General features: G+C 69.5%; 17 protein-coding genes and 1 pseudogene. 7 read left to right on the top strand and 11 right to left on the bottom strand.

Annotation, left to right across the window (positions count from 1 at the left end):
- Positions 1-46: 46 nt before the first annotated feature.
- Positions 47-991 (top strand): GlcNAc-transferase family protein, encoded by a 945-nt coding sequence (locus tag JJB11_RS06920; protein WP_201167604.1) that lies wholly within the window; start codon positions 47-49, stop codon positions 989-991.
- On the opposite strand, the gene JJB11_RS06915 is transcribed toward JJB11_RS06920, so the two are convergent.
- The 3 genes and pseudogenes from JJB11_RS06915 to tsaB all read right to left on the bottom strand — a co-directional run bounded on the left by JJB11_RS06915 (position 988) and on the right by tsaB (position 2,962).
- Positions 988-1,923 (bottom strand): uracil-DNA glycosylase, encoded by a 936-nt coding sequence (locus tag JJB11_RS06915; RefSeq protein WP_417715599.1) that lies wholly within the window; start codon positions 1,921-1,923, stop codon positions 988-990. The genes JJB11_RS06920 and JJB11_RS06915 overlap by 4 nt on opposite strands.
- A pseudogene (rimI, locus tag JJB11_RS06910) lies at positions 1,851-2,198 on the bottom strand (ribosomal protein S18-alanine N-acetyltransferase); the annotation flags it as partial. The pseudogene rimI and the gene JJB11_RS06915, both read right to left, overlap by 73 nt.
- Positions 2,199-2,236: 38 nt before the next feature.
- Positions 2,237-2,962 carry a tRNA (adenosine(37)-N6)-threonylcarbamoyltransferase complex dimerization subunit type 1 TsaB gene (gene tsaB, locus JJB11_RS06905; protein ID WP_201167599.1) on the bottom strand — a complete coding sequence of 242 codons (726 nt, stop codon included), beginning with the start codon at positions 2,960-2,962 and terminating at the stop codon, positions 2,237-2,239.
- Positions 2,963-3,008: 46 nt separating this feature from the next.
- Here tsaB and dacB point away from each other — a divergent pair, with 46 nt between their 5' ends.
- The gene (dacB, locus tag JJB11_RS06900; protein ID WP_201167594.1) at positions 3,009-4,397 is read left to right on the top strand and encodes a D-alanyl-D-alanine carboxypeptidase/D-alanyl-D-alanine endopeptidase; all 1,389 of its coding nucleotides are present in this window, start codon (positions 3,009-3,011) and stop codon (positions 4,395-4,397) included.
- A gap of 10 nt (positions 4,398-4,407) precedes the next feature.
- Positions 4,408-4,668, top strand: coding sequence for a SemiSWEET transporter (locus JJB11_RS06895; protein ID WP_201167592.1), 261 nt, complete (start codon positions 4,408-4,410; stop codon positions 4,666-4,668).
- A 36-nt stretch (positions 4,669-4,704) separates the two neighbouring features.
- Here the strand turns inward: JJB11_RS06895 and JJB11_RS06890 are convergent, their stop codons facing one another.
- The 4 genes from JJB11_RS06890 to purE are packed head-to-tail and all read right to left on the bottom strand — an operon-like array spanning position 4,705 to position 8,380.
- Positions 4,705-5,652: an SGNH/GDSL hydrolase family protein gene (locus JJB11_RS06890; RefSeq protein WP_201167590.1), complete on the bottom strand. Its 948-nt coding sequence runs from the start codon at positions 5,650-5,652 to the stop codon at positions 4,705-4,707.
- Positions 5,653-5,709: 57 nt separating this feature from the next.
- The gene (locus JJB11_RS06885) at positions 5,710-6,699 is read right to left on the bottom strand and encodes an L-threonylcarbamoyladenylate synthase (protein WP_201167588.1); all 990 of its coding nucleotides are present in this window, start codon (positions 6,697-6,699) and stop codon (positions 5,710-5,712) included.
- A 2-nt stretch (positions 6,700-6,701) separates the two neighbouring features.
- Positions 6,702-7,877, bottom strand: a complete 1,176-nt coding sequence (locus JJB11_RS06880; RefSeq protein ID WP_201167586.1) for a 5-(carboxyamino)imidazole ribonucleotide synthase — start codon at positions 7,875-7,877, stop codon at positions 6,702-6,704.
- On the bottom strand, positions 7,874-8,380 hold the full coding sequence (gene purE, locus JJB11_RS06875; protein ID WP_201964674.1) for a 5-(carboxyamino)imidazole ribonucleotide mutase: 507 nt from the start codon (positions 8,378-8,380) through the stop codon (positions 7,874-7,876). Before purE ends, JJB11_RS06880 begins: the two co-directional genes overlap by 4 nt.
- A 54-nt stretch (positions 8,381-8,434) precedes the next feature.
- Between purE and trxA the strand changes: the two genes are divergently transcribed.
- From trxA to JJB11_RS26335, 3 genes are all read left to right on the top strand, one after another.
- Positions 8,435-9,328 (top strand): thioredoxin, encoded by an 894-nt coding sequence (gene trxA, locus JJB11_RS06870; RefSeq protein WP_201167583.1) that lies wholly within the window; start codon positions 8,435-8,437, stop codon positions 9,326-9,328.
- A gap of 107 nt (positions 9,329-9,435) precedes the next feature.
- Positions 9,436-9,975 carry a Spy/CpxP family protein refolding chaperone gene (locus JJB11_RS06865; RefSeq protein ID WP_201167580.1) on the top strand — a complete coding sequence of 180 codons (540 nt, stop codon included), beginning with the start codon at positions 9,436-9,438 and terminating at the stop codon, positions 9,973-9,975.
- 10 nt (positions 9,976-9,985) lie between these two features.
- Positions 9,986-10,216 carry an SHOCT domain-containing protein gene (locus JJB11_RS26335; protein WP_201964673.1) on the top strand — a complete coding sequence of 77 codons (231 nt, stop codon included), beginning with the start codon at positions 9,986-9,988 and terminating at the stop codon, positions 10,214-10,216.
- A gap of 28 nt (positions 10,217-10,244) precedes the next feature.
- Here JJB11_RS26335 and JJB11_RS06855 read toward each other — a convergent pair whose 3' ends face one another.
- The 4 genes from JJB11_RS06855 to pyk all read right to left on the bottom strand — a co-directional run bounded on the left by JJB11_RS06855 (position 10,245) and on the right by pyk (position 15,706).
- Entirely contained in the window at positions 10,245-11,150 is a 906-nt protein-coding gene (locus JJB11_RS06855; protein ID WP_201167577.1) for a phosphoribosylaminoimidazolesuccinocarboxamide synthase, read from the bottom strand.
- 163 nt (positions 11,151-11,313) lie between these two features.
- Positions 11,314-12,873, bottom strand: coding sequence for a hypothetical protein (locus JJB11_RS06850; RefSeq protein WP_201167575.1), 1,560 nt, complete (start codon positions 12,871-12,873; stop codon positions 11,314-11,316).
- Between the two features lie 82 nt (positions 12,874-12,955).
- A complete protein-coding gene (gene fba / locus JJB11_RS06845; protein ID WP_201167572.1) occupies positions 12,956-14,020 on the bottom strand; it encodes a class II fructose-bisphosphate aldolase in 1,065 nt (354 codons plus the stop codon).
- 252 nt (positions 14,021-14,272) lie between these two features.
- Positions 14,273-15,706, bottom strand: a complete 1,434-nt coding sequence (gene pyk / locus JJB11_RS06840) for a pyruvate kinase (protein WP_201167568.1) — start codon at positions 15,704-15,706, stop codon at positions 14,273-14,275.
- A 192-nt stretch (positions 15,707-15,898) separates the two neighbouring features.
- Here pyk and JJB11_RS06835 point away from each other — a divergent pair, with 192 nt between their 5' ends.
- Positions 15,899-16,978 carry a fatty acid desaturase gene (locus JJB11_RS06835; protein WP_201167565.1) on the top strand — a complete coding sequence of 360 codons (1,080 nt, stop codon included), beginning with the start codon at positions 15,899-15,901 and terminating at the stop codon, positions 16,976-16,978.
- Positions 16,979-17,024 lie beyond the last annotated feature (46 nt).

The following is a 17,024-nucleotide window of genomic DNA, read 5'->3' as shown; positions in this document are numbered from 1 at the left end:
CGAGGCCCACGGCGGCCGGCCGCAATCCGCCATGATGGAGCGCAGCATGAGCCAGCGCATCTTCGTGAGCATCGCGTCCTACTGCGACGCCGTCCTGCCTTTCACGCTCCAGCGCGCGGTCGAGACTGCCGCGCAGCCGCAGCGGCTGCACTTCGGGATCGTCGACCAATCGCCACCGGGGAGTGCGCGCAGCGTCGCGCCGGCGCCGGCGCGCACGAGCCACGTGCAGGTGCCGCAGCAGGATGCGCGCGGGCCGTGCTGGGCGCGCGCGCTGGCCATGTCGCTGCACGACGGCGAGGACTGGTTCCTGCAGCTGGACTCGCACATGGACTTCGATGCGGACTGGGATCGGCGCCTGATGGAGCAGGCGCTGGCGCTCGGGGCGCCGGCGCGGCCGCTGGTGATCTCGTCCTATCCCGGCGCGTTCGCGCTCGAGCAGGGCCGCGCCGTGCGGCGGGCGACCACGACCGGTGTGCTGGTCCAGGTGCTCAAGCCCGAGGCGGCGTTTGCGCCCGATCATCCCGTGCTCCCGTTCCACGCCGTGCCGGTCGAGAGCACGCAGGCGCTGCCGGCCATCCACGTCGGCGCCGGTTGCCTGTTTGCGCCCGGCCGCATCACGCAGGACGTGCCGTACGACCCGTGGCTCTATTTCCATGGGGAGGAGCAGGCGCTCGCCTTGCGCCTGTACACGCGCGGCTGGGACCTGTTCCACATGCCGGCGCTGCCCGTCTATCACCTCTACAACGAACCGGGCGGCAGCGCGCCCGCCCGCCCGCTGCACTGGGACGAGACGCAGGACGCGGGGCGCAGCCACGGGTGGTGGGAGCTGGAGCAGCGAGCGCGCGCACGCCTGTCAGCCCTCGTGGACGGCGCGGATCTCGGCGTCTACGGACTGGGGCGCGAACGCAGCCTCGCCGACTTCGCCGCGTTCAGCGGCATCGACTACGCGAACCGCCGGCTCGCGCCCCGCGCGTTCGCACCGGGCCGCTAGCCGCGGCCTTGCAGCACCGATCGCGCGAGCACCAGGTCCGACCAGGCCTTGGCCTTGTCCGGCAGGTTGCGCAGCAGGTAGGCCGGGTGGTACGTGACCACCAGGGGCACGTCGTTGTAGCGGTGCACGCGTCCGCGCAGGCGGCCGATGGGCTCGGTCGTCTGCAGCAGCGACTGCACGGCGAAGCGGCCCATGGCCAGGATGATCTTCGGCTGCACGAGTTCCACCTGCCGGCGCAGGAAGGGCTCGCATTGCGCGATCTCCTCCGGCTCGGGATTGCGGTTGCCCGGCGGCCGGCACTTCAGCACGTTGGCGATGTAGACGTTCTCGCGCCGGTCCAGGCCCAGCGCGCGCAGCATGTTGTCCAGGAGCTTGCCGGCCTGGCCCACGAAGGGCTCGCCCTGCAGGTCTTCGTTCTCGCCGGGCGCCTCGCCGATGACGAGCCAGTCGGCCTGCTGCGGGCCGACGCCGAACACCGTGTTGTGCCGGCCTTCGCACAGCTTGCATGCCTGGCATGCGGCCACTGCGGCCTGCAGGGCGTCCCAGCCCATGTCGCCGACGCCGCCGGTGCGCTCGCGCGCCACCAGCGGCTGCGGCCGGACGGGTGCGCTCTCCCGCGGCACGGGAGCCGGCGCGCGCGCACGTACGGGCGGCGGCGGCTCGTCCAACGCGTTCAGCAGCACCGGCGCTTCTTCAGCCGGCAGCTCGCGCGCGCCCTGCGGCCAGAAGATTTCGATGCCGATCTCCTTGAGCATCGCGCGCTGGCGGTCGTCGAGGTCCAGGCTCACAGTCGGTAGCTCATCACGATGGCGTCCTCGCGCCCGTGCGCGGCCGGATAGTAGTTGCGGCGCTCGCCGACGCGGCGGTAGCCGTGGCGCAGGTACACCTCCTGCGCGCGCTTGTTGCTGATGCGGACTTCCAGCCAGAGCCACTGCGCCTTCTGCGCGCGCGCCCAGAGCGCCAGCGCGTCGAGCATGATGCGCCCCCAGCCCTGGCCCTGGTAGGCCGGGTCCACCGTGATGTTCAGGAGGTGCACCTCGTCCACGCCCTGCATGGCGACGAAGTAGCCCAGGACCGCGTTGCCCGCGCACAGCAGCTGTGCGTGGTAGCCCGAGCGCAGCGAGTCGGCAAAATTCCCGCGCGTCCACGGATGGTCGTAGGCACGCCGCTCGATCGCCACCACCTCGTCGAGGCGGGGATCGGTCATCGGCTCGAAAGCCGCTTCCATGCTCCTGAAGACTGCGCTCATGTCATGGGCCTCGGCACCACCGCGCCGCGAAGCAACTCCTTGCGCGCGCGTTCGGCCGCACGCTCCTCGGTAGTTTGCGCCACTTTGTCGCGGATGTAGAGCGGCAGCGCCTGGGCGGCTCCATGCGAAGCACCGGAGGCGAGCTCCTGCGGAGCCAGCCGCAGCAACGCGCGCGCCGTCGGCAGGGCCACGATGCGCTCGGCGGCCGCAGGCAGCGCAGCGCGATGCAGGTCGATCGCATTGCCGGCGAGCACCCAGCCCGGCGGGCACGCCACCTGTGCCGGCTGGCCCAGGGCGGGCGCCTGGCGCGTGTGCCAGCGGCCCTCCGCATGTTCGTAGGCGCCGAAGTAGACCTCGCCCATGCGTGCATCGAGCACTGCGACGACGCGCGTAGTCCCCGCGAGGCCGCGGGCTTCTTCGGCCACCGCCAGCAGGGTGTCGATCGGGAGCACCGGCACGCCCGCGCCGAAGCCGAGTCCCTGCGCCACGGCAGCCGCCGTGCGCAAGCCGGTGAAGGAGCCCGGGCCGCGGCCGAACGCGATGGCGTCCAGGTCCTGCAGCGCCAGCCCCGCGCGCGCCAGCATGCCCTGGAGAGCCGGGATCAGCTCCGCCGAAGCCCGTGCGCCGCCCGGTGCGGCGTGTTCGAGCACGGGCGCACCGGCACCGGCGGTGACCGCAATGGACAGGGTCTCGGTGCTGGTGTCGAAGGCGAGGAGTTTCATGCCGGACCGCCATTATCGAAGGTCCGGCGCTCCGATAATGGCGCGCATGCCGCGCTGCCTCCGCCTTGCCCTCCTCCTGCTGGCCTGGTTCGCGAGCACCGCGCTGGCCCAGGCCTTGCCGCCCGAGGTGGAGAGCGCGCTCGCGAGCCAGGGGCTGCCGGCCGACGCCGTCGCAGCGCTGGTCATGCCCGCCGAAGGCGGGGCGCCCCGGGTCGCTCACCGCATCGATGCGCCCGTGAACCCTGCATCGATCGCCAAGCTGGCGACCACTTACGCGGCGCTCGAGCTGCTGGGCCCCAACTTCACCTGGAAGACGCCCGTCTATTTCGACGGCGCCGTGCGCGGCGGCAGCTTGCAGGGCAACCTGGTGATCCAGGGGGGCGGCGATCCCGCACTGGTGATCGAACGGCTGTGGCTGCTGCTGCAGCGCGTGCGCGCGCTGGGCGTGCGCCGCATCGACGGCGACATCCTGCTCGATCGCCGCGCCTTCCAGTTGCCGCCGCACGATCCGGCGGCCTTCGACGGCCAGCCCCTGCGGCCGTACAACGCCGGGCCCGACGCGCTGCTGGTGAACTACAAGGCGGTGGCCCTGACGCTGCAGCCGGACGGCCAGCGCGCGCAGCTGATGGCGCAGCCGGCGCTCGCCGGCGTGCGTTGGCCCGCCATCGTGCCCTTGTCGAACGGGCCCTGCAACGACTGGATAGGCGCGCTCGGCGCCGATTTCACGGATCCCAACCAGCCGCGCTTCACGGGCAGCTATCCGCGGGCCTGCGGCGAGCAGACGTGGCAACTCGCCTTCCCGGACGCCGCCGGCTATGCGGCGCGTGCGGTCGCCGCGCTGTGGCGCGGCATGGGAGGCCAGCTGAGCGGCACGGTGCGCGACGGCACGGTGGCCGCGGAACGCAAGCCGGCGTTCGTGTTCGAGTCGCCGCCGCTTGCCGAAGTGATCCGGGACATCAACAAGTACAGCAACAACGTGATGGCCCAGCAGGTGTTCCTCACGCTGAGCCTGCAGCAGCGCGGCACCGGCAGCTTCGAAGCTTCGCGCGAGATTCTGCGCGCATGGTGGCGCGACCGCATCGGCGGGGAGGCTCCCGTGACGCAGAACGGCTCGGGGCTGTCGCGCGACGAAAGCATCACGGCGCGCCAGCTCGGGCAGTTGCTGCAGACCGCCTGGCTCTCGCCCCTGATGCCCGAACTGGCGTCGTCCTTGCCGCTGCTCGGGGTGGACGGCACGCTGCGCCGCCAGAAGCAGAACGTCGGAATCGCGCACCTGAAGACCGGCAGCCTCGACCAGGTCGTGGGCGTGGCCGGCTTCGTGCACGGCGCGCAAGGCCACCGCTACATCCTGGTCGCGATCGCCAACCACCCCAAGGCCGCGGCGCTGCGCCCCGCCATCCAGGCGCTGGTCGACTGGACCGCCCGCCAACCCTGAACGCCTCTCCATGCCCGTCCTCTCGCCCGAGCTGATCGGCTACTGCGCCGCCTCGCTCACCACTCTGAGCTTCATGCCGCAGGCGTGGCTCACCTTCCGGACGCGCGACGTGAGCGGCATCTCGCTGGGGATGTACAGCGTGTTCACGGTGGGCGTGGCGCTGTGGCTGCTGTACGGCCTGCTGATGGGCGCCTGGCCCATCGTCGCGGCCAACGCGATCACGCTGGCGCTCGCCTGCGTGATCCTCGGGATGAAGCTGCGCTACGGCTGAAGCGCCGCCCATCGCAGGCGGCGTGCGCTGGGACGCTTACCAGCGGTCGCGGATGCGGCCGAAGGCGTAATCGCCGAACAACGTATGTCCGCGGGGCGTCGGGTAGACGAGATCGGCGAACAGGAAGTTGTTGTAGTCCGCGCCGGGGACGAGCGTGCCGGTGGAACACAGGTGCGAATTCAGCTGCCCCGGACCGGTGCCGATGCCGAGGCCAGGATCGGTCCTGGTGCAGACCGGGGCCGTGTAGTTGCTCACCTTGCTGCTCGATGACGTTTGCTGGTTGAAGTACAGGGCAGCATCCACATACAGCACCGTGGTGCCGTAGTTCACCAGCGAGACCAGCAGGCGGTTGTTGAACTGGCTGCTGGCGGAGTGCAGCAGGGCGTCGCTTCCGAGCTGGATCGCCCAGGGGGAGCGGCCCAGGTCGTAGGGACCCGAGACCACCACGTGCTGCGCGCCGGCCGAGACCAGGCGCTTCACCTGATCGGCCAGGTCGCTGCCCGCCTGGTCCAGGTTGGCGATGGCCTGGTCGGAGGTCTGCTTGCCGTCGAGGCTGTCCCGCACTTGCTTGATGACGTCGGCCGTTCCGGCGCTGACGATCACCAGGTCGTTGCTGCCGATGGTGTGGGTGGCGAGGAACTGGTCGATCTGCTGCTTCACCGTGGGCGTGCTGTCGACACCGCCCGCATCCGGCGTGGCGGCGACGCGTGCATTGCCCCACGCATAGTCGAGGCCGCCTTGCGAGCTGGGCGCGATCGCCTGGCTGTATTCGCCGGCCACGTACTGCACCCAGTTGTTCACCGAGCCGTCGTTGACCGTGTAGCGCGCGCCGTCCTGGCCGACGTCGGCCATGGCATCGCCGAACGCGATCACGCGATTGGGGGACAGTCGCGAGGTGACGGTGTTGCCGCCGCCGCACGCGGACAGCAGCACCGCCGAGGCGGCCGCCAGCAACCAGGCGCGCCGCATCCATTGCATTGCCATGAAATTCGCTCCGATCAAAGCGCCGAGTTTACCGAGCGCCGGTAAAGCCCCGGTTTCTCAGGCCGCGGAGGCCCGGCGCAGGCGGTCGCGCACGCCCTCCCACTCCGGCGCGTCGGGCGGCGTCTCGATCCAGATCAGCTTCACGCCAGCCGCATCGAAGTCGCGCAGCACCGCGAACAGCTGGCGCGCGGTCTCGATCGCGTCGTCGGGCATGCGGCGGTAGTGCGGGCTGCGCGTGCGCAGCGGGCTGCGGGCATAGACCGCGATCGCCCCTGCGTCCGGCCCCAGCACGTCCAGCGCCACCTGCAGGTTCTTCGCGTCCATCAGGCGCACCTTGGCCTGCGGCGCGTAATGCGACTCCAGCGTGCCGGAGGCGCGCGGGGCAGCCCCAGGCATTTCGTCGGGCAGCCACAGCCGCTCGCCGCACGCCGACTCGATCTGCGCGCGCGTGAGGGTGCCCGGGCGCAGCAGCACGGGCACGCCGCGCGTGCAGTCCACGATGGCCGACTCGATGCCCACCGTCGTGGCGCCGCCATCGAGCACCACCAGGTCAGGGCCGAACTCGGAGGCGACGTGCGCCGCGGCGGTCGGACTCACGCGCCCGAAGCGGTTCGCACTGGGCCCGGCGACCCCGAACACCGGCGGCTCGGTCGCGGCGCACGCGAGCAGCAGGGCATGCGCCACGGGATGCGCGGGACAGCGCAGCCCGATGGAGTCCTGCCCGCCGGCGGCGGCGCCCCCGGCCTCCGGCCGCCGGGGCAGGATCAGCGTGAGCGGCCCGGGCCAGAAGGCCTGCATCAGCCGCTGCGCCACCGGCGGTACGGCGGCCGCGAAGTGCGTGACCGCGGCGACGTCGGGCACGTGCACGATGAGGGGGTGGTCGCTGGGCCGGCCCTTGGCCGCGAAGATGCCCGCGACGGCGCTGTCGTTGGCCGCGTCTGCGCCCAGGCCGTAGACCGTTTCCGTCGGGAAGGCGACGAGCCCGCCCGCAGCGAGCACCTGCGCGGCCTGGGTGATCGCGCCGGGCTGGCGGCCGTCCAGGATCATGTTCAGAAGGCGCCGATGCCGAGGCGACGCGCGGCTTCGAGTGCCGTGGTGCGCACGGCAGCGACGTCCGGCCCGGTGAGCGTGAGGTGGCCCATCTTGCGGCCCGGGCGGGCGTCGGCCTTGCCATAGAGATGCAGATGCGCCCCGGGCAACGCCAGCACGCCGGCCCAGTCCGGCGTGCGCTCCTGGCCGTCGCGCCACCACAGGTCGCCCAGCAGGTTCAGCATGATCGCGGGACTGTGCTGGCGCGGCGGCGTGAGCGGCAGGCCCGCCAGGGTGCGCACCTGCAGTTCGAACTGCGACACGTCGGCCCCTTCGATGCTCCAGTGGCCGCTGTTGTGCGGCCGCGGCGCCATCTCGTTGACCACCAGCGAGCCATCTTCGAGCCCGAAGAATTCCACGCACAGCACGCCGACGTAGTCCAGGCCTTTCGCGATGGCGCGCGTCGCGTCGATGACGCGCTTCGCCTGCGCGGGAGCGACGCAGCCCTCGTGCACCTCGGTCACGGCGAGGATGCCGGCGCGATGCAGGTTGCGCTGCACCGGCAGGTGCACCATGGCGCCGTCGCGACCGCGCGCGACGACCACCGAACATTCGAACGCCAGTGGCAGCAGTTTCTCCAGCACGCAGGGCGCGCGCTTCAACGCCTCCCAGGCGGCGCGCAACTCGTCACGCGTGGCGACGCGCACCTGGCCCTTGCCGTCGTAGCCCAGGCGCGCCGTCTTCAGGATGCCGGGCAGCAGCGCATCGTCCACGCCCGCGAGGTCTTCCTCGTTGTCGATCACGGCATTGGGTGCGCACGGGACGCCGCAGCGCGTGAAGTGCGCCTTCTCCTCGGCCCGGTCCTGGGCGATGGCGACCGCGGCCGCGCCGGGCGCGACCGGGTGGCGTTCGCCCAGTCGCGCGAGCGCGTCCGCCGGCACGTTCTCGAACTCCGTGGTGATCGCTTCGGCCAGGTCGCCCAGGCGCGCCAGCGCGACGTCGTCCAGGTAATCCGCTCGCAGGTGGTGATGGCTCACGCGCCCGGCGGGGCTGTGCTCGTCGGGGTCGAGCACCGCGGTGAAGTAGCCCATGCGCTGCGCGGCATGGACGAACATGCGGCCGAGCTGGCCGCCGCCCAGCACGCCCAACGTGGCGCCGGGCAGCAGCACGCGCCCAGGCGTTGCAGCGGCGCTCATGCGGGATCCCGCGGCGGCAGCGTCATCGCGCGTGCGGCCTCCGTCTGGCGTGCGCGGTAGGCCTCGAGCTTCGCGCGCAGGCCGCTGTCTTCCACGGCCAGCATGCCCACTGCAAACAGCGCTGCATTCGCGGCACCGGCGGCACCGATCGCAAACGTCGCCACTGGAATGCCCTTGGGCATCTGCACGATGCTGTGCAGGGAATCGACGCCTTGCAGGTACCGGCTGGCGACCGGGACGCCCAGCACCGGCACCACCGTCTTGGCCGCCAGCATGCCCGGCAGGTGGGCCGCGCCGCCCGCGCCTGCGATGATCGCCTTGAGCCCGCGGCCGGCGGCGGCTTCCGCATAGGCGAACATGTCGTCCGGCATGCGGTGGGCCGAGACCACCTTCGCCTCGTGGGCGATCCCGAATTCCTGGAGAATCTGCACCGCGTGCTGCAGGGTGTCCCAGTCACTGCTGGACCCCATCACCACCCCGACGGACACGGCGCTCTTGTTCATAGAATTCCCGAAGAGAAGCCTGAAATTTTACTTTGACGAGCAGAGGGAGCCGGAATGATCGACGTCACCATCGCGAACTTCGAACAAGAGGTGATCGCCGCCTCGATGAGCCAGCCCGTGCTGGTGGATTTCTGGGCCCCCTGGTGCGGCCCTTGCAAGGCGCTCGGCCCCATCCTGGAGAAGCTCGAAACCGCGTATGGCGGCGGCTTCAAGCTGGTGAAGATCAACTCCGACGAGGAGCAGCAGCTCGCGGGCGCCTTCGGCATCCGCAGCATTCCCACGGTGATCCTGCTGAAGAACGGGCAGCCGGTGGACGGCTTCATGGGCGCGCTGCCGGAAGGCCAGGTGCGCGAGTTCCTCGACAAGCACGTGCAGGCGCTCGCGGAGGAGGAGGCGGACGAGGAGCCGCTCCTGGAGGAAGACCCCGCCGCCGCCGATCCGCAGGCGCAGCTGGAGCGCCTGCAGCACGCAGTGGCCACCGACCCGGGCAACGACGACGCGCGCTTCGACTACGTGAAGGCGCTGCTCGCCGCCGGCCGGGAAGCAGATGCACGCCGCGCTTTCGAACCGGTGGCGAACAAAGCCTCGGTGTCCCGCAGGATCGACGCGCTGGCGCGCTGGCTGGACGCGGTCTCCTTCGCCAGGTCGCACCCCAATCCTGCCGACGAGGACGCGAAGATCGCGGCGAACCGGCGCGATTTCCAGGCGCGGTACGACCGCTCGCGGCTGCTGATGGCCGAGGGACGGTGGACCGCAGCGATGGATGAACTGCTGGAGATCCTCATGCGCGACAAGGCGTGGAACGAGGATCTCGCGCGCAAGACCTACATCGCGATCCTGGAGATCATCGAGCCGCCGAAGCCCAAGGTCGCCGAAGGGCAGATCCCGCCGGACGATCCGACCGTGGCCGCCTACCGGCGCAGGTTGTCGTCGGTGGTGCTGAGCTAGCGGTCCGGACCTCTCCGGCGGGCGCCGGCCTCGCGCGCGAGCGCGCTTGACCCGCATCAAGACCCGGGCGCTCGCACGCGCCTATCTTGGCGGCACAGGAGAGTTTCATGAAACACCGTGCTGTCGCCTTCACCGCCGCCGCCTTGCTGGGCCTGGCGGCATCCACTTGCGCAACCGCCGCCGAGCCGGCGCGCGGCTACGGTTATGGACCCGGCCCCGGAATGATGGGGGGCGGCGGAGGCTACGGGATGATGGGCCCGGGCTATGGCTACGGCCCGGGCCCCGGCATGATGGGCGGCGGCTACGGGATGATGGGCCCGGGCGGCTATGGCGGTGGCCCCGGCATGATGGGCGGTGGCTGGGGCGCGCTGCCCTCGGACCTGAGCGCCGAGCAGCGCGCCAGGATCGCGGAGATCCAGCGCGAGTTCCGCAAGCAGCAATGGCCGCTGATGCAGCAGATGCAGGAAGCGATGTGGGACAGCGGCTCCGGCCCGCAGGACGAGCAGGCCGAGCGTCGTGACTACGACCGCGTCGCGGCCCTGCACAAGCAGATGTTCGAGAACATGCTGGCCTCGCGCAAGCGCATGGAGGCGGTGCTCACGCCCGAGCAGCGCGAGCAGATGCGCCAGGCGTGGGGCACCCGTTAGGAGGCTCGCGATGTGGCACCAGATGTGGGGCTGGAATGGCGGGGGCTGGGGCTGGTTCGGCCTGGGTCACGTGCTGTGGTGGGTGCTGCTGTTCGGCGGCCTCCTGCTGCTCGCGCGCAGCGTCGCCGCGGGCGGCTCGAAGCGCACGGACACCGCGCTGGACATCCTGCGCGAGCGCTATGCGCGCGGCGAGATCGACGAGGCGGAGTACCAGGCACGCCTGAAGCAGCTGAAGGCGTGAGCGGCGCCGCAAGTGCCCGCGAGCGGCCTCAGGCGGCGGTCAGGCGCTGCAGCGCTTCGCGGTATTTGGCGGCCGTCTTTTCGATCACGTCCTTCGGGAGGCGCGGCGCCGGCGGCGTCTTGTCCCAGGGGTGGCCGTCGATGCGCACGCTCTCCAGCCAGTCGCGCACGAACTGCTTGTCGTAGCTGGGCGGGTTCTCGCCGCGGGCGAACGCGGCCTGGTAGCCCTCCACCGGCCAGTAGCGCGAGGAGTCCGGGGTCAGGACTTCGTCCATCAGCACCACCTGGCCTTGCGCGTCGAGGCCGAACTCGAACTTGGTGTCCGCGATGATCAGTCCCTTGGTGAGCGCGAAGTCCGCCGCCTCCTGGTAGATGCGGATGCTCAGGTCGCGGATCTTCGCCGCGAGCTGCGGGCCGATCATGCCCTCCACGTGCTCGAAGGACACGTTCTCGTCATGGCCGGAGGTGGCCTTCGCGGCCGGCGTGAAGATCGGCTGCGGCAGCTTGCTCGCGTTCTTCAGCCCGGCGGGCAGCTTCACCCCGCACACGGACTGCGACTCCTGGTATTCCTTCCAGCCGCTGCCCGCGAGGTAGCCGCGCACGACGGCCTCCACCATGATCGGCTTGAGCCGCTTCACCAGCATGGAGCGCCCCTGCACCTGCGGCACCTCCGCCGGCGTGACCACGCTCTCCGGTGCTTCGCCCGTGAGGTGGTTGGGACAGATGTGGCCCAGGCGCGCGAACCAGAACAGCGCCATGCGCGTGAGGATCTCGCCCTTGCCCGGGATGGGCTCGCCCATGATCACGTCGAACGCGGAAAGCCGGTCGCTCGCCACCATGAGGATGCGGTCGTTGCCGACGGCATAGTTGTCGCGCACCTTGCCGCGCGCGAGCAGCGGCAGCGAGGTGATGTTGGAGGTGTGGAGGGCGGTCATTGCAGGTGGACGGTCGGGACGGTGGGCGAGCGCGCGCCTCCCGGGCGCGCGGGCTGGAAGCGGTGCATCGGCACGAACTTCTCCTGGCTTGTCGAACGGAGAGTCAGCTTACCGCGCACGAGCGACGGCGGCGAGGTGAAAAGGAACGTGGATAAGGCGGCGTTCACGGGACGGCCTGACTGCCGCGCCCTTCGTCGCGGCGGATCGCAAAGCCGTCGTGGACGTCGTAACAGCAGGCGAGCATCTGCCTCGTCCTGTGCAGCAACGCGTGTGGAGGTTCCCAGCGGTCGGCCCAGATGAATACTTCAGGACTGGCGCGAAGGAAGGCTGCCTCGAACTTCGGCCAGGTCATGCTGCCGGGAGCTTGCGGGTCGCCCACCGCGATCGCGGGAAGGCGCACTCCACCTGACCACACGTACAGGGTGTCCGGCAGGCACAGGGGGTTGGTGCCGAAGGATGCCATCACGGTGCCGCGCACGCGGCGGCATAGTTCCGAGCGGATCCGCAGCTGGTTCTCGAGGTTCTGTTGCCCTTGGTCGCCGACCACGAGGGCGATCAATGCGGGAGTGGGCAATCGGGCGACGTCCTCGCGGCTGATGGTCGCGTCGAAGCTAAGGCGAAGGGGCGACAAAGTCGGCGGCTGGTGCCCGTTGAGGAGGATGAACGACGCGGAGAGCCCCACCAGCGCCATTGCAAAAAGGAACGGGACAGAGACAGCGACGAGGCGGCTCATCGACACGATGCCAAAGACCGCGGGCAAAGCCGCCCAACCATAGACATATTCAAATGGCGCGGGATCGGCGCAGAGGATCAGCAGTTGCCCGATGCACGCGGCCGATACCAGGATGCCCTGCTCCCTGCGCGATCCATGCGCGAGGCGCAGCCCCCCGACCGCGCCGAGCGCGAGCAGCAGCACGAGAGGAATGCGATCCCCAGCCAGGAATCTGCGGAAATAGGGAAAGGCGGTCGCGAACTTCACGGGCTCGACGAAGCAGGACCGCACTACCAGGGCCACCCAGTCGGGCGCCGCGAGATACAGGCCGACCGCCGCCGCTGCAAAGCCGCCGGCGACGTATAGCAGTCCCCGCACGCTTGCGCCATCACGGGCACGCAGGGCAAGCACCAGCAGGGTCAGTCCCAGAATCCCAGCCATGCCTGCCGCGCGCGGCGCGAACAGGATCGCCAAGCCGGCGAGGGTTGCCCCCGAAGCCGCTCGCACCGCGGTCCGTCCGCCGAGGACGATGGCCCAGGCGGCGTTCATCAGCAGCAGGCCCAACGTATCGGACCGGACCTCGACCATGCGGGCAAGCACCACGAAAACGAGCATCGATGCGGCAGTGGCCAGCAGTCCTGCGCGGCCGGCTTCCGGGGCCGCGCGCCGATGCACCCATGCTGCCAAGGCCAGGTAGGACACGATGACCAGCGCTGAGATCGCACGTGCACCCCACACGTAGTTCAGGTCGGTCGGGCTTTTCGACAGCGCCGCCACCAGCGGCTGCAGAAGTTGGAAGTAAGTGGGAAGGTGCTGGCTGAAAAAGTCCACGTACTGCCGCTTGCCGGCATGGATCAGCCAGAGGATGTGGGCGAAGTAGATCTCGTCGGAGTTCAACGGCCCGGCGACCTGCCGCTGGATCGCGTAGTAGATCCAGAACGCGAACGCCAGGCAGGCGGCGACCGGCGTGACCGCCGACAAGCCCGAGCGCACGCGCGCCGAGATGCTCACCGCAGGGATGGCCGCTGGCGCCGCGTCACGCACGGAGTGCGTCGCGTCCAGGTGCGCAAGCCCCCCCTGCGGAAGCTGCAATTCAGTGGACCACCTGGGCCAGCTCGCCCTTCGCGTACTTGGCCGCAACGACCTGCAGGCTCTCGCCCTTGATCTTGCCGGCCTGGCCTTCGCAGCCGAACTCGAGATAGCGCTGCTTGCACACCTGCTTCGCCGCTTCGCGCGCGGGCTTCATCCACTCGCGCATGTCGAACTTCTCGGGATTCTCGGCGAGGAACTTGCGCACGGCGCCGGTCATCGCCAGGCGGATGTCGGTGTCGATGTTGATCTTGCGCACCCCGTGCTTGATGGCTTCCTGGATCTCCTCCACCGGCACGCCATACGTTTCCTTCATGTTGCCGCCGTACTGGCGGATCACGGCCAGCAGCTCCTGCGGCACCGAGGAGGACCCGTGCATCACCAGGTGCGTGGTGGGGATGCGGCGGTGGATTTCCTTGATGCGGTCGATCGCCAGGATGTCGCCGGTGGGCTTGCGGGTGAACTTGTAGGCGCCGTGGCTGGTGCCGATGGCGATGGCCAGTGCGTCGAGCTGGGTCTTCTTCACGAAATCGGCGGCCTGCTCGGGGTCGGTCAGCAGCTGCTCGCGCGTCATCGTGGAGTCGGTGCCGTGGCCGTCCTCCTTGTCGCCGCGCATGGTCTCCAGCGAGCCCAGGCAGCCCAGTTCGCCTTCGACGGTGACGCCGGTCTTGTGCGCCATGTCGACCACCTTGCGCGTGACGTCCACGTTGTACTCGTAGCTGGCGATGGTCTTGCCGTCCGCCTCCAGTGAGCCGTCCATCATCACCGAGGAGAAGCCCAGGTCGATGGCGCCCTTGCAGACGTCGGGGCTCTGCCCATGGTCCTGGTGCATGACCAGCGGGATCTTCGGGTACGCCTCGATGGCCGCCGAGATCAGGTGCTTGATGAAGGACTCGCCTGCGTACTTGCGGGCGCCGGCGCTGGCCTGCAGGATCACCGGCGCATTCACTTCCTTCGCGGCTTCCATCACCGCCTGGACCTGTTCGAGGTTGTTGACGTTGAAGGCCGGGATGCCGTAGCCGTTGGCGGCAGCATGGTCCAGCAGTTCGCGCATGGAAACGAGAGGCATGGCAGTTCCTGGGAGGTACGACGGATGGGTGCTACGGCCGGCGTAACCGCTCCGTAACTCTCGCTGAATTCTAGCGGTTGAGGCTGGATCTTGGGGGGCGTTCGGGCCCCGCTGAAAGGCGGACATCCGCACGCAAGGGTCGCAAAGGTTTCGCAAAGATCGCAAAAGGACTTCCTCCTGGAAAGTCTGCTTTTGCGAGCTTTGGCTGTTCTTCTTTTGCGACCTTTGCGTTCGGCTGTCCGCCTTTGCAGCTCAGCTCGCCCGCACGATCTTCAGCATGTTGGTGCCGCCGGGGGCGCCCATCGGCTCGCCGCAGGTGATCGCGTAGATATCGCCCGACACCATGATGCCGCGCTTCTTCAGGTGCGCTTCGGCCTCGGCCAGCGCGGTGTCGCGGTCGGCGCTCTGGTCCATCAGCAGCGGCCGCACGTTGCGGTACAGCGCCATGCGGCGCTGCGTCACCAGCTTGGGCGTGAGCGCGTAGATCGGGATGTGGATGCGATGCCGGCTCATCCACAACGGCGTCGAGCCGGAGTCCGTCAGCGCGACAATGGCCTTGCAGCCCAGGTGGTAGGCCGTGAACAGCGCGCCCATGGCGATCGACTGGTCGATGCGCGAGAAGGACATGCCGGTGAAGTCCGCATCGAGGCGCACGTCCTCGGCCATCTCCGCTTCCGCGCAGATGGCGGCCATCTGCTGCACCACTTCGACCGGGTACTTGCCGGTCGCGGTCTCCGCGCTCGTCATCACGGCGTCCGTGCCATCCAGCACGGCGTTCGCGACGTCGCTCACTTCGGCGCGCGTGGGCACCGGGTTGGAGATCATCGACTCCATCATCTGCGTGGCGGTGATCACGACCTTGTCGTGCTCGCGCGCGAGCCGGATCATGCGCTTCTGCAGCGCGGGCACCGCGGCGTTCCCGACTTCCACCGCCAGGTCGCCGCGGGCCACCATGATGGCGTCGCTCGCCTTCAGGATCTCCACCAGGTTCGGGATCGCCTCGGCGCGCTCGATCTTCGCGATCAGCGCCGGCTTGTGGCGGAACTCCGCGGCCGCCACGTTGCACAGCTGGCGCGCCATCTCCATGTCGGTGGCGTTCTTGGGGAAGCTCACCGCGACATAGTCGGCCTGGAAGGCCATCGCCGTGCGGATGTCCTCCATGTCCTTGGCCGTGAGCGCCGGCGCCGTGAGGCCGCCGCCCTGCTTGTTGATGCCCTTGTTGTTGGACAGCACGCCGCCCAGCTTCACCGTCGTGCGGATCTGTTCGCCCTTCACGCTGTCGACCGTCAGCACGATGAGACCGTCGTTCAGCAGCAGCGTGTCCCCGGGCTTCACGTCCCGCGGCAGCTCCTTGTAGTCGAGTCCCACCGCGTTGGCGTCGCCCGGCTCGGTGCGGCTCGCATCGAGCACGAACTTGGCCCCGGGTTCGAGCTGCGCCTTGCCGTCCGTGAACTTGCCCACGCGGATCTTGGGACCTTGCAGGTCGGCCATGATCGCGACCTCGCGCCCCGCGGCGTGCGCCACTTCGCGCACGAGCTTGGCGCGCGCGATGTGATCCTGCGCCGTGCCGTGGCTGAAATTCAGGCGCACGACGTTCACACCGGCGCGGATCATCCGCTCGAGGACGACCGGTTCGCTGGACGCCGGGCCGAGGGTGACGACGATCTTGGTGGCGCGACGGACCATGTGCGAGGTTCTCCGGTTGTTTGCCGGGCATTCTCACACGAAGCAGTTACAAGCCGGTTTCAGGACGGAATGCCCTTCCCGCGCAGCCGCGGCCACCGCCCGGCGGGGCCGAGCCAGCGCCCGCGTGCGCGCAGGAGCTTCCTTGATGCAGGTCAGCGTTGCGCGGAAGAGCCAGCTCTAGCATGACGGTCCATGTCCATGACCGTCACTTCGGCCGGCGCCGCCGCGCCCATTCCGCACCGCAAGGAAATCCGCCAATGGTTGCTGCCTCTGTCGGCGCGCACGACCTGGTATCCCGTGCTGCTGCTCGCATTCGACTACAGCCTGCTGCTGGCCTTCCTGGCCGGCGCGGTGCTGCCCGATAGCGTCTGGATGCGCGTCGCCTGCGGCCTCACCGCGGGCTTCGTGATCGGGCGGCTGTTCATCATCGGCCACGACGCCTGCCACCAGAGCCTCACGCCGCATCGCCGCCTGAACCTCTGGCTGGCACGCATCGCCTTCCTGCCCTCGCTCACGCCCTACAGCCTCTGGGAAGTGGGGCACAACGTCGTGCACCACGGCTACACGAACCTGAAGGGTTTCGATTTCGTCTGGGCCCCGCACACCGCGCAGGAGTTCGCGCAGCTCACACCGCTGCAGCAGCGCTTGGATCGCCTGTACCGCAGCGGCTGGGCGCCGGGCCTGTACTACCTCGTGGAGATCTGGTGGAAGCGCATGTTCTTTCCCGGCCGCAAGCAGATGCCCACGCGGCGCCGCGTGTTCCTGCTGGACAACCTGCTGGTCTCCGGCTTCGCACTGGTGTGGATTGCGGCACTGGCGGGATTCGCGCAAGCCACCGGCCGCAGCCTGTTGCCGGTGCTGCTCACCGGCTTCGTGCTGCCCTTCCTGTTCTGGACGGCCATGATCGGCTTCGTCGTGTACGTGCACCACACGCATCCCGAGGTGCACTGGCACGCGGACCGGGTGGCATGGGCGCGCTCGCAACCCTTCGTGTCCACGACCGTGCACCTCACCTTCCCGGCGGGCATCGGTGCGGCGCTGCACCACATCATGGAGCACACGGCGCATCACGTGGACATGACGATCCCGCTGTACCGGCTGGCGACCGCGCAGCACAAGCTCGAGGAGATGATGCCCGGGCGCATCATCGTGCAGCCCTTCTCCTGGCGCTGGTACGTCGACACGGCGCGCCGCTGCAAGCTGTACGACCTCGAACGCGACACGTGGACCGACTATGCCGGTCGGCCCACGCGCGTGACGCAGCCGGCCTGAAGACTCGCGCCTCGGCGCTGCGGCTCGCCGCCTGCCCTGCGCGAGG

The sequence above is a fragment of the Ramlibacter ginsenosidimutans genome, assembly GCF_016654015.1.
GTDB classification, from domain to species: Bacteria; Pseudomonadota; Gammaproteobacteria; order Burkholderiales; family Burkholderiaceae_C; genus Ramlibacter; species Ramlibacter ginsenosidimutans.
The sequence above is the reverse complement of the archived record's forward strand: the minus strand, read 5'-3'. Positions and strand labels throughout refer to the sequence as shown.